Consider the following 12538-nt stretch of genomic DNA (forward strand, 5'->3'; position numbering starts at 1 on the left):
CAGACTGTCCGCGTGAGGATCTTCCACATCGCACAGGTCGACGACTGGGCCGCGGCCAGGGCTGCGGGCCACTACGACGTCTCGACGAACGGGCTCAGCCTCTCCGAGGTCGGCTTCATCCATGCGGCGCGGGCCGAGCAGGTGGCGGGGGTCTTCGCTCGCTTCTATCGCGGCCACGGGCAGGAACTGGTGCTGCTCGCCATCGAGACCGAGCGACTGGACGTGCCGTGGTCGGAGGATCCGGCGCCGGACCGGCCCGGCGAGACCTTCCCGCACATCCACGGCCCCCTCCCGACCCGGGCCGTGGTCCAGGTGACCCCGCTCGATGGGAAGGGCCGCCCGACAACGCTCGGGGCGTTGTTCTTCCGTGCCATGGTCCTGCGGATGCTGGCGTTGCTGCTGGTCCTCGTCGGAGCCGCCGTCGGCGCGGGTCTCGGCTCCGGTCACGGCCCGGGCACAGCCGTCCTGGGAGCTGTGCTGGGCGCGGCCGTCGGAGGCGGTCTCGGCTATGCGGTGATCCGGCTATCGGGGCGAGGCTGACACCGGACAGCGCTGGTCGGCAACGCCGCTACCGCGGCCAGCCCTTCGGCCCGTCGCTGCCTGCGGGGTAGGTGTCCATCGGCACCTTGTCCTCGCGCCAAGCACGCTGCACCGGCTCGAGGATCCGCCAGCACTGCTCCGCGGTGTCGCCGCGCACGGACAGGGTCGGGTCGGCGTCCAGCACGCCGGCCAGGACCTGCCCGTAGGACTCCATGTCGCCGGGCCCGAGGTCGGCCGCCAGTTCCACCCAGTCGAGGTCGAACGGGTCGCCGGGGCCGTTGACGTCCATTCCCAGCACCAGGCGGGTCGGGGTCATCCCGATGTGCAGCCGGGTGGGCAGGTCGGAGCCGCGGAAGCCGGTCGGCAGGTGCGTGGGCGGCTTGAAGGTCACCACGATCTCCTTGCGCGCCTTGCCCAGGGACTTCCCCGACCGCAGCGTCACCGGAACCCCGGCCCAGCGCCAGTTGCGCACCTCGACGACGAGCTCGGCCAAGGTCTCGGTCCGCCGCTTCGGGTCGACCCCGGGCTCGCGGGTGTACGCCGGGACCTTGCGCCGACCGATCGTGCCCGCGGTGTAGCGGGCCCGCCTCGACGACGCGACCGGGTCGTCGCCATACACGTGCGTTGCCCGGATGACGCTCGCCTTGCCGTCACGCAGGTCGGCCTCGTCCAGGCTGGCTGGCGGCTCCATCATCAGCAGGCCGAGCACCTGGAGCAGGTGGCTCTGCACCATGTCGACCAGGGCGCCGGCATGGTCGTAGTACCCGGCACGATTCTCCAGCGTGAGGTCCTCGTCGAAGACGATCTCGATCTTCTCGACGTGCTGGCTGTTCCACACCGGCTCGAAGATGCGGTTGGCGAACCGGGTGCCGAGGATGTTGAGGACGTCGGAGTGGCCCAGGAAGTGGTCGACGCGATGGATCTGCGCCTCTGGGACGAGCGTGAGCAGCAACTCGTTGAGCTTGCGTGCACCGGCCTCGTCGACACCGAAGGGCTTCTCGAGCACCAGGTTGGTGCCCTTGGGATAGTCCACCTTCGACAGGGCCGCGCACACCTTGGCGGTCACCGCGGGCGGCAGCGCGAAGTAGATCGCCGGGGTGCCCTTGCAGGCCTTGAGCACGTCGGCCAGCTCCACCGGATTGGTGACGTCGGCCTGGAAGTACCTGCTCTTCGACTCGGTGCCCGATAGCAGCCGGCCCTTCGCGCCCGACTCCTTGAAGGAGCTCTTCACCCGCTCGTGCCACTGGGCTTGGCTCAGCTCCTCCATGCCGGCGCCGATCAGCTGCAGCGGGCGACCCCGCTTGCTGGCCAGCAGCGTGGCGAGTCCGGGGAGCAGCAACCGCTTGGTGAGGTCTCCGCTCGCCCCGAGGATCAACAGCGTGTCGATTGCATCGCGGGAGTCCGTCATGGCGCCACGTTAGCGCTCCGGTCCGGGCTCCCCCGTGGCCACCGGACGGTCGGGGTCGCTCACCCAGTCGCTCCAGCTGCCCGGATACAGCACGCCCTCGATGCCTGCGGCAGCCAGGGCGAGGAGGTCGTGGGTGGCCGTGACGCCGGAGCCGCAGTACGTCGCGACGCGGCCGCCCGGGTCCTGCCCCGCCCGCGCGACCGCCTCGGCATAGAGCCCGCGCAGCTCCTCGGCGGGTCGGAAGGTGCCGTCGTCGCGGAGGTTGGCGCCGGTGGGCACGTTGACGGCACCGGGGATGTGCCCGGCGACCGGGTCGACCGGCTCGGTGTCACCGCGGTAGCGGGCCGGGTCACGAGCGTCCACCACCGTCCCGGAGAAGTCCGCAACGGCGCCCGCGTCCAGGGTCGGGAGGTGACCGGGCGCACCCGCGAAGTCGCCCTCCTCGGCCACCCGGGTCTCCGTCTCGACCGGTCCCCCGTCCTGCTGCCAGGCCGTCCAGCCGCCGTCGAGCACCCGCACATCGGGGTGACCGTAGTGCCGCAGCAGCCACCACGCCCGCCCCGCGGCGCGGCCCTGCCAGTCGTCGTACACCACGACCGGCCGGGCGTTGCTCACGCCGGCGGCGCGCATCGCGTTGACGAACCGGAACGGCTCGGGCAACGGGTGCCGGCCGCCACCGGCGCCCTCGGCCGCTGGTGGACCGGCGAGGTCGAGGTCCAGGTCGACGTACGTCGCACCGGGGACGTGTCCCTGCGTGAAGACCTCGAGGCCGCCGGGACCGCCCATCCGGTAGCGGATGTCGAGCACCGTGACCTCCTCGAGCCGACCACGCAGCTCGACGACCGTGATCAGCGGGCCGCTTCCGCTGATGGTCATGGCATGATCCTCCCCGATGGCTGAACTCCAATTCTTCACCGGGACGATGGATTCGGGGAAGAGCACGCTGGCCCTGCAGACCAACCACAACCATGCTGCCCGCGGGCGCAGCGGCCGGATCTTCACCACCCGGGACCGGGCTGGCGAGGCCACCTTGTCCTCGCGGCTGGGCCTGCAGCACGTCGCCATCGAGGTGGACGAGGGATTCGACTTCTGGCGCTACGTGGTCGACTCGCTCACCCACGGCGCCCGCATCGACTACCTGATCTGCGACGAGGCCCAGTTCTACACCCGCGCGCAGGTCGAGCAGCTCGCCAAGGTCGTCGACGAGTTGCAGATCGACGTGTTCGCCTTCGGCATCCTCACCGACTTCCGCAGCGAGCTGTTCGCGGGGTCGCAGCGGCTGGTCGAACTGGCCGACCGCATGAACGTGCTGCAGGTCGAGGCGCTGTGCTGGTGCGGCAAGCGCGCCACCCACAACGCGCGCACCGAGAACGGCCAGATGGTCACCGAGGGCGAGGTGATCGTGGTCGGTGACGTCGAGGAGACGGGCGCTCCCTCGCCGGTGGTCGGCTACGAGGTGCTCTGCCGCCAGCACCACCGGCGCCGGATGACCGCCGAGCGCGCCCGCGCCATCTCGATGGTGAGCGAGCCACTGCCGTTCAGCTGAGCGGAGTCAGCTGACCAGGATGGGGATGTACATCTCGTCCGGCGTGAGTGAACCGTGCAGCCCGACCAGCCGGGCCTCGTAGGGGAAGTCCGTCGTGCTGACCACGCCGTGCCGTCCACGCATCGCGACGGTCACGTCCCCCAGCCGCGGCCGCACCTGTGCCTCGACGTGACCGAACCAGCCGCGGTCGATCGCCTCGTCCCGAGTGAGCACGACCGCGCGGTCACCGAGGAAGCCGCGCCAGGTGGCGACCACGTCGTCGACCGCCCCTGCGGCGCAGTAGAGGTGCCGGAAGCGGGCCTCCCCGCCGAGCAGGCGCACCCCCGCCCGGAGCTCGAGGTGCTCGTCGACGTCAGTGCGTGCCTCGGGAGGGGAGTCGACCATCCCGTGGTCAGCGACCACGACCAGTCGGGCGGCCGGGTCGAGCGCCTCCCGGAGCTGCTCCAGCGCGTCGTCGACCGCCGAGAGCTGGGCCCGCCACTGGGGCGAGTCGACGCCGTAGCGGTGACCGGTCCAGTCGAGGTCGCCGTCGTAGACGTAGCTGAGCGAGGGTCGCTCGGTGGCAGCGGAAACGACTCCGGCGAGCCGCTCGCCCACCCGGTCCACGCCGACGTACTCGGCGCCGCGCTGGCTGGCCCGGGTGAGGCCGGAGTCGCGGAACTCCCGCTTGCTGAGCACCGAGACGTGTACGCCGGCCCCGGCCAGCCTGGCGAAGGCGGTCGGGTGCGGCTGCCACTCGAGCGGGTCGACCTGTTTGTCCCAGGCAAGCGCGTTCAGCAACCGGTCGGTGCCGGGCACCCGCGAGGTGAAGCCCACCAGCCCGTGCGCGCCCGGCGTCAGTGCGGTGCCCAGCGAGGTCAAGGAGGTGGCCGTCGTCGACGGGACCCCGCACGTGACCGGTGCCTGGTCGTTGCCGTCGAGGAGGGAGGTCAGGAACGGAGCATCGGCTCGGTGTCGGCGGACCAGCTCGTGGCCGAGGCCGTCGACGAGGAAGACGACGTACGCCGGGGCCTCGGGGAGCCGCAGCGCGGTCTGGTGGAAGCCGACGTCGACGCCCAGTGCGGTGGCCACCGCGGGCAGCACGTCGCCGAGGGTGCGTCCGGGCACCATCTCGCCGTAGTCGGGCGCAACGAACCCATCGATCGGCTCGGGACCCGGCTCAGCCATGGGTGCGGGCGGAGAGGCTCTCGGCGAAGCCGAGCAACGCGTCCACCGCATCCTGGCCGTCCGCGGCGGCACTGACTCGCAGCGAGAAGTCGTCACTGGCCAGGACGCCGGTGTAGCCGTGGTCGGCCTCGCACTCGGGGTCGGCACACCCGGCGGGCTCCAGGTCGATCCGGTTGACCCCGCCCCAGCCGATCGTGACGACCGCCTCGGCCGGGTCGGGTACGCCGCCGCCTTCGTACGACGCCGGATCGCCCACCATCCGGTTGACCACCACCGACTTCACCGAGCTCAGCGCGATCGCCTCCGTGGAGGTCGACGTGTAGGGCTGCGGGAGCAGATCGTCGGCGTCGTGCTCGTCAGTGTGCGCGAGGATCAACCGGCTCGGCGTGAGCACCACGACGGTCATGTGCCGGCGGACCTCGTCACGGTCGATGGTCGGCTCGTGGTGCACCAGGTAGTCCACGACCTCCTCACCGGCCACCGCTGCACGGACGCCGGCCGCCACGACGGCCGGGTAGTAGCCGGTGCGTTCGATCGCGGCGGTCAGGTCCGCCGCCCGGTCGCCGGAGGTGCCGATGCGCATGTCGTTCAGTCTGTCACGCCGGCTCCGTCGGGCACCGCCAGTCCGTCCTGGCGGTCGGTGACGTGGTGTCGCAGCCGGGCGAACAGCACCGCGGCCACCATCATGCCGACGACGAGGGTCGCGATCCACTCGTGGGCCAGCCCACCGCCGATCATCAGGCCGGCGAAGGCCGGCCCGACGATCGAAGCCACCGTCCAGGTCATCCCCTGCAGCGCGTTGTAGCGACCGCGCATCTCCTCCGGCGCGAGGTCGTTGACGATCGCCGGCGCCATCGGGGCCCAGATCGTCTCGCCGACCCCGAACACTCCGAGGCCGATGACCACCAGCACGACCGACACCGCCCCGGAGGTCGCGTCCGACGAGGCGATCACCGCCCATGAGACCGCCCAGATGGCGGCACAGGTGGCCAGCATCGCCGACCGCCGACGACCCTTGACCAGGCGCAGGGTGAGCAGCTGCCCGATCACGATCGTCGCGGTGTTGGCGCCGTACGCGAGACCGAGGAAGCGCGGAGCGACGCCGGCCACGTCGACGGTGTAGGCAGCGAACCCGGTCTCGAACTGGCTGTACCCGAAGGTCACGGCCAGGATCGAGAGCCCGACGACCCGCAGCAACGTGCGGTCGCGCAGCACGGTGCCCCACCCGGGCTGGACCGCGGCGGGCCCCACGGGCGCGTCACCGGCGATGGGCGGCGGGCTGGCCAGCCCGGTCCCGCGTGGCAGGCTCGCCAGGACGACCAGGTAGACGACGTAGGAGGCTGCGTCGATCAGGTAGAGCCGCTGGAACGAGGCCACCGAGCCGATGTCGACGATCGCGGCCGAGACCAGTCCCCCGACCCCGAGGCCCGCATTGAGCAGCATGAACTGCAGGCCGTAGACCCGCTCGCGCTCTTCCACCGGGACGAGCCGGGTGAGCATCGCAGTCGACGCCGGCCACAGGCCGACCGAGCCCAGCGTCATCACCGTGGCTACCAGCAATGCCTGCGGCACGGTCGCGACCCGGCCGATCGCCGCGGTGGACAGGCACTCGGTGACCAACCCGACCAGCATCACCGGACGCGGACCGAACCGATCGATCACACTGCCGCCGATCGGTGCCGCGACGAACCCCAGCGCGCCCATGTAGGCGAAGACCAGGCCGACGGTCACGGTCGAGATGCCGCGCACCTCGGAGAGGTAGACGAAGAGGAAGGGCATCGTCAGACCGCTGCCGAGCGCGGAGAACCCGAAGCCGACGAAGATCCGACGGACCCGGGCGTCCAGCCTCGTCCGGGTCAGCTCGACGGTCGTCACAAGGGCTCAGGTTCCCACGGTGACGGGTCGCGGCTCGACCGATTTTCCGTGGGCTCAGCTCGGGCCGGTGGCCTGGGCAGTCAGCCGACGTACGAACAGGTCCGAGCGCGGGTCGCTGACCGGCTCGATGCGGATCCGGGCGCTCAGCACGTCCACGCCCTCGTCGTTGGCGTGCACCAGGTCGAGGTCGATGTCGCAGACCTGGGGCAGGTCGTTCTTCATCTGGGCCACCCGGCGGAGCAGGTCCTCGACGGCTCCGACGTCCACCGGGTCACTGCCGCGGTGGCCGAACAGCAACGGAGCTGCCCGAATCGACCGGACCATCTCGGCGGCGTCGAGCTGGGAGAGCGGCGGGATCCGGTAAGCACGGTCTCCGACCAGCTCGGTCAAGGACCCGGCGACGCTGAACGACACCGCGGGCCCGAACAGCGGATCCTCCAGACCACCGACCGCCACCGGCACGCCGGTGCCGGCCGTGCGCTGGACGACGAAGTCGGGGTGTCCGGCTGACCCGACATGGCTGACCAGGTTGGCCCAGGCGTCCTGCATCCCTTCGACGTCGTCGATGTTGCGCCATACGTGCGGCAGACCGGGGTGCTGGCGCAGCCGCTCCGCGGTGGCCTTCAAAACGACGTCCCAGCCGAGCTCCTCGGCAGCCGCGATCGCCTCCTCGAGGGTGCTGACGGCGATCCGGCGCCACAGGTCGATGCCGTAGTGCGCGAGAAGCTCCCTTGCCTCGTCGTGTGACAGCGCGTGGCCGTCCGGGTGGTCGATCAACAGCTGCGTGACCTGTCGGTTCGCGGCCGCAGGGTCGATCCCCTCGACCGCCTCGCCGCCGTCGTCGCGTCGCGCCAGCCACCCGGTGTAGCCGACCACCCGGGCGAGGGCGCGCACGGCCGCCTCGACGGCGGGGTACGACGGCACCGAGCCACGACCGGCCGTGCTCCCCGAGAGGTCGGGGATCCGGAGCAGCTCGGGAATGCCCTCCCGACCGAGGAAGGTGGAGACGAGTGGCTTCTCGGACTGCTCCCCGACCGCGGCGAGCACATCGGCCACCTCGTTGCCACCCGAGTCCAGCGGCGGGATGTACACCGCGACCACGGCGTCCACGTCGGCGTCGTCGATCGCATCGTCGAGCGCGCGCTCGAAGTCGTCCGCAGTCGCCTCGGCACCCAGGGCGACGGCGCGCGTGACGGTGAGCCCGTTGCCGACAGCCGCGTCGGTGGCCAGGAGGCCGAGCGCGTCGGAGTTGCCGACCACCCCCACCCGGGAGCCCGCGGGCAGCGGCTGGTGGGCCAACAGCTGGGCCACGTCGAACATCTCGTCGAGGGTGTCGACCTGGATCACGCCGGCCTGGCGGAACATCTCGTCCACTGCCGCGGGCGGCGCCGCAATGGAACGCACCGCGTGCCCCATCGGCACGCCCTGGGTGGCCCGTCCGGACCGGACCGCCACGATCGGCTTGCGGCGGGACACCCGCCGCGCGATCCGCGAGAACTTGCGTGGGTTCCCGATGGACTCCAGGTAGAGCAGGATCACCTCGGTCGCGTCGTCCTCCTCCCAGTACTGCAGGAGGTCGTTGCCCGACACATCGGCGCGGTTGCCGGCGCTGATGAAGGTGGACAGGCCCAGGCCGCGCCCCTGCACCTTCTCCAGGATCGCGGATCCGAGTGCGCCGGACTGGCAGAAGAACCCGGCTCGGCCGCGCGGCGGCATCACCGACGACAGTGAGGCGTTCAGGCTCACCCCCGCGGCCGTGTTGATCACGCCGAGGCAGTTGGGGCCGATCAGCCGCAACCCGTACGACCGCGCCAGCCCGACCAGCTTGCGCTGCCGCTGGCGTCCCTCGTCGCCGGTCTCGGCGAAGCCGGACGAGATCACGATCAGTCCGTGCACGCCCTTGTTGGCGCAGTCGAGGACCACGTCGGTGACCGCATCGGCCGGCACCGCCACGATGGCGACGTCGACGTCGCCGGCAATGTCACCGACGCTCGCATACGCCTGCAGCCCCGAGACCGAGACCGCGGCCGGGTTGACTGCGTAGACCGTGCCCGCGAAGTCGCCCAACACCAGGTTGCGCACCAGCACGGACCCGATCGTGTCGGTGCGCCGGGACGCGCCGATCACCGCGATGCTCCGGGCGTTGAAGAACGCCTCGATCGAGGCCGCCTCGGCGCGGTGCTCGCGGGCCGCCATCACCCCGATCGCCGTGTCGGTCGGGTCGATCCAGAACTCCAGGTGGACCGCCCCCTCCTCGTAGGCGCCCTTGACCTCGTACCCCTGCTCGCGGAAGACCTGGAGCATCCGGGAGTTGTCGGCCAGCACCTCCGCCTCGAAGCGGTCGACGCCGCACTCGCGGGCTGCCTGCGCGAGATGCTCGAGGAGCAACTGGCCGATGCCGCGGCCCTGGTGCTTGTCCTGCACCAGGAACGCGACTTCCGCCATCCCCGGCTCGACCACGTCGTAGCGGCCCACGCCGATGATCTGCTCGGCCACGGTGAGCACGAAGGCGACCCGGTCGTGGTGGTCGACGTGGGTGAACCGGTGCACGTCCTTGTCGGACAGCCGCGGCATCGGCGCGAAGAACCTGTAGTACTTCGAGCGGTCGGACACCTGCTCGTAGAACGTCACCAGGGCGGGTCCGTCGTCGCCCGAGATCGGCCGCAGGTGCGCCGTACGCCCGTCACGCAGGAGCACGTCGGCCTCCCAGTGCGCTGGGTAGGCAGGGGCCGAGTTGGTCACGTCCGGAATCTACCCGGCCGCCGGGAGACCTGCCCGTGCAGCGTCGGCGCGCCCCCGGGCGCAACCGGGGGTGCCGCTTGGGACAATGCGCCCATGGCTCGCAAGACTGCTCCCCCACCGGAGGAATACGAGGAGAACATCGTCGACATCGACGTCGGCGACGAGATGCGCGCCAGCTACCTCGAGTACGCCTACTCGGTCATCTACTCCCGTGCGATCCCCGACGCCCGCGACGGCCTGAAGCCTGTCCAGCGACGCATCCTGTACGCGATGTACGACATGGGCCTGCGACCCGATCGCGGCCACGTGAAGTCGTCCCGTGTCGTCGGCGAGGTGATGGGCCGATTCCACCCCCACGGCGACACCGCGATCTACGACGCCCTGGTCCGGATGGCGCAGCCGTGGTCGATGCGGCTGCCCACCGTCGACGGTCACGGCAACTTCGGTTCTCCGGACGACCCGCCCGCGGCGATGCGCTACACCGAGTGCCGGATGGCGCCGTCGGCGGTGGCGATGACCGGGGACATCGACGAGGACACGGTCGACTTCCGGCCCAACTACGACGGTCGCGAACGCGAGCCCGGGGTGCTGCCCGCCGCGATCCCCCACCTGGTCGTCAACGGCGCCACCGGCATCGCGGTCGGGATGGCCACCAACATCGCTCCGCACAACCTTGTCGAGGTCGTGCAGGCGCTCCGGCACCTGATCAAGCACCCGAAGGCCGACCTCGACGCCCTGATGCGCTTCATTCCCGGACCCGACCTGCCCACGGGCGGCAAGATCATCGGTCTCGACGGGATCCGGGACGCCTACGAGTCCGGCCGCGGCACCTTCCGGATGCGGGCCACCGCCAGGATCGAGTCGGTGACGCCCCGCAAGAAGGGCATCGTCGTCACCGAGCTGCCGTACGGCGTCGGCACCGAGCGGGTCGTCGAGGCGATCAAGAAGCTGGTGCAGGCCAAGAAGCTGCAAGGCATCTCCGACGTGGTCGACCTCACCGACGGCAAGCACGGCCTCAGGCTCGTCATCGAGGTCAAGAACGGCTTCCACCCCGAGGCCGTGCTCGAGCAGCTCTACAAGCTGACTCCGATGGAGGACAGCTTCGGCATCAACGCAGTGGCCCTGGTCGACGGCCAGCCGCGCACGCTCGGGCTCAAGGAGATGCTGGAGGTCTTCCTCGCGCACCGCTTCGACGTCGTACGCCGCCGCTCGTCGTACCGTCGCGGGAAGGCGGCCGACCGGCTGCACCTCGTCGATGGCCTGCTGCTCGCGATCCTCGACATCGACGAGGTGATCCAGCTGATCCGCGGCTCCGACAACGCCGAGCAGGCGCGCGAGCGGCTGATGACCGTCTTCGACCTCACCGAGATACAGGCCAACTACATCCTCGACATGCCGCTCCGCCGGCTGACCAGGTTCTCCAAGATCGAGCTCGACAAGGAGCGCGAGGAGCTGCTGCGCACGATCGAGGGGCTCGACGCGATCCTCGCCGACGAGGACCTGCTGCACCGAGTCGTCGCCGACGAGCTCGCCGAGGTCTCGCGGACGTTCGGCACCCCGCGGCGGACCGTGCTGCTGGAGTCGTCCGGGACCGCGGCCGTCGCCGCCACGTCGACGCCGCTCGAGGTCACCGACGACCCGTGCTTCGTCTACCTGTCGTCCAGCGGCCTGCTCGCCCGCACGACCACGACCGACCCGCCGGGCGACGAGGGCGCACGTGGGCGTCACGACGTGGTCGTCTCGGCAGTCCGAGCGACGGCGCGCGGCCAGGTCGGCGTGCTCACCTCTGCGGGTCGGCTGCGCAAGCTGGGCGTCCTGGAGCTGCCGACGCTGCCCACGACCGCCCATCACCCGACGCTGCAGGGCGGCGCGCCCGTCGGCGAGTTCCTGCTGCTCGAGCCCGGCGAGCGCGTTCTGGGCTTGACCGGGCTCGACGCCGACTCCCCCGGTCTCGCGCTGGGCACCCGACAGGGCGTGGTGAAACGGGTCAATCCCGAAGTGCTCAGCAATCGCGACGAATGGGACGTCATCCACCTCAAGGAGGGCGACGAGGTCGTCGGCGCCACCGAGCTGCGCACCGGCGAGGAGACCCTGTGCTTCCTCACCTCCGACGCCCAGCTGCTGCACTTCCCCGCGGCGTCGGTGCGTCCACAGGGCCGCACCGGCGGCGGGATGGCCGGCATCCGGTTGGCGGCCGGTGCTCACGTGGTGAGCTTCTGCGCCTTCGACCAGGCCGGCGCCGAGGTGGTCACCGTGGCCGGTTCGTCGTCGGCGCTTCCGGGCACCGAGGCGGGCTCGGCCAAGGTGACCCCGTTCACGGAGTACCCCGCCAAGGGGCGCGGCACCGGCGGCGTCCGGTGCATGCGGCTGCTCAAGGGCGAGGACGAGCTGGTCTTCGCATGGGCCGGCCCCGGCCCCGCCATGGCTGCATCGGCCAGCGGCACCGCCGTCGAGCTGCCCGAGCCGGTGGCGCGCCGCGACGGCTCCGGCACCCCGCTGAGCCAGCCGGTCGTCGCGTGCGCAGGCCCGGTGCATGGCAGGCTGACCCCGTGACCAGCAGACGTGTGCTCTCCTTGCTCGGCGCGGCCCTCGCCGCGCTGCTCGGCACCACCCTGCTCACCGGCTGCGGCGGAACCTCCTCGCCGGACAAGCCGGCAGCGAGCCCGCATCAGGCCCTGGCCGCAGCGAAGGCACGGTTCGACCGGGCGACCAGCGTGCACCTGACCCTGTCGACGAAGTCCACCCCCAAGGGCGGCAACGGCGTGCTGAGCGCCGACGGAGTTCTCACGCACGCGCCCGCCTTCAAGGGGGAGGTCGAGGTCTACCTCAACGGGATCCAGGCCAAGGTGCCGGTGGTCTCGGTGGGCGGCAAACTTTACGCCAAGCTCCCGCTGACCACCCACTACGCCGTGATCGATCCGACGGAGTACGGCGCACCCGACCCCGCCACGTTCATGGACCCGCACACCGGGGTCTCGACCCTTCTGACCGAGCTCCAGCACGTCAAGGCGGCGGGCCAGGAGCGCTCCGGGCGCGACATCCTGACCACCTACACCGGCACGCTCCCCGGCAGCAGGGTCAAGCCGATCATCCCCAGTGCCGACCCGTCGAGCAGCTACGCGACCCGGGTGGGCATCGATCAGCAGGGCCGGATCGCCACCGTCCAGGTCACCGGCAGGTTCTTCGCCGGGCGGGGCGCCGTCACCTACGACCTCACCCTGGACGGGTACGGCGCCCACGTCACCATCGCGGCACCGTGA

The 12538-nt window shown here is 71.0% G+C and carries 10 protein-coding genes; 4 read left to right on the forward strand and 6 right to left on the reverse strand.

Translation table 11 applies throughout. The features are described from left to right. Positions 1–12 precede the first annotated feature (12 nt). Positions 13–540, forward strand: a complete 528-nt coding sequence (locus Q9R13_RS03990; protein ID WP_310963785.1) for a DUF952 domain-containing protein — start codon at positions 13–15, stop codon at positions 538–540. A gap of 28 nt (positions 541–568) precedes the next feature. On the opposite strand, the gene Q9R13_RS03995 is transcribed toward Q9R13_RS03990, so the two are convergent. After that, positions 569–1948: a glucose-6-phosphate dehydrogenase gene (locus tag Q9R13_RS03995; RefSeq protein WP_310963786.1), complete on the reverse strand. Its 1380-nt coding sequence runs from the start codon at positions 1946–1948 to the stop codon at positions 569–571. A 9-nt stretch (positions 1949–1957) separates the two neighbouring features. Continuing rightward, positions 1958–2824: a sulfurtransferase gene (locus tag Q9R13_RS04000; protein WP_310963787.1), complete on the reverse strand. Its 867-nt coding sequence runs from the start codon at positions 2822–2824 to the stop codon at positions 1958–1960. A gap of 16 nt (positions 2825–2840) precedes the next feature. Between Q9R13_RS04000 and Q9R13_RS04005 the strand changes: the two genes are divergently transcribed. Further along, the gene (locus Q9R13_RS04005) at positions 2841–3494 is read left to right on the forward strand and encodes a thymidine kinase (RefSeq protein WP_310963788.1); all 654 of its coding nucleotides are present in this window, start codon (positions 2841–2843) and stop codon (positions 3492–3494) included. Between the two features lie 6 nt (positions 3495–3500). On the opposite strand, the gene Q9R13_RS04010 is transcribed toward Q9R13_RS04005, so the two are convergent. From Q9R13_RS04010 to Q9R13_RS04025, 4 genes are read right to left on the reverse strand one after another with little or no spacing between them, the layout of a single operon-like run. Next, entirely contained in the window at positions 3501–4661 is a 1161-nt protein-coding gene (locus Q9R13_RS04010) for an alkaline phosphatase family protein (RefSeq protein ID WP_310963789.1), read from the reverse strand. After that, positions 4654–5244, reverse strand: a complete 591-nt coding sequence (locus tag Q9R13_RS04015) for a DUF5998 family protein (RefSeq protein WP_310963790.1) — start codon at positions 5242–5244, stop codon at positions 4654–4656. Before Q9R13_RS04015 ends, Q9R13_RS04010 begins: the two co-directional genes overlap by 8 nt. Before the next feature lie 5 nt (positions 5245–5249). After that, positions 5250–6536 carry an MFS transporter gene (locus Q9R13_RS04020; RefSeq protein ID WP_310963791.1) on the reverse strand — a complete coding sequence of 429 codons (1287 nt, stop codon included), beginning with the start codon at positions 6534–6536 and terminating at the stop codon, positions 5250–5252. A gap of 54 nt (positions 6537–6590) precedes the next feature. Next, the gene (locus Q9R13_RS04025) at positions 6591–9278 is read right to left on the reverse strand and encodes a bifunctional acetate--CoA ligase family protein/GNAT family N-acetyltransferase (protein ID WP_310963792.1); all 2688 of its coding nucleotides are present in this window, start codon (positions 9276–9278) and stop codon (positions 6591–6593) included. 93 nt (positions 9279–9371) lie between these two features. Between Q9R13_RS04025 and Q9R13_RS04030 the strand changes: the two genes are divergently transcribed. Then, positions 9372–11831: a DNA gyrase/topoisomerase IV subunit A gene (locus Q9R13_RS04030; RefSeq protein WP_310963793.1), complete on the forward strand. Its 2460-nt coding sequence runs from the start codon at positions 9372–9374 to the stop codon at positions 11829–11831. Next, a complete protein-coding gene (locus Q9R13_RS04035; RefSeq protein ID WP_310963794.1) occupies positions 11828–12538 on the forward strand; it encodes an LppX_LprAFG lipoprotein in 711 nt (236 codons plus the stop codon). Before Q9R13_RS04030 ends, Q9R13_RS04035 begins: the two co-directional genes overlap by 4 nt.

The sequence above is a fragment of the Nocardioides marmorisolisilvae genome (assembly GCF_031656915.1).
Lineage (GTDB): Bacteria > Actinomycetota > Actinomycetes > Propionibacteriales > Nocardioidaceae > Marmoricola > Marmoricola terrisoli.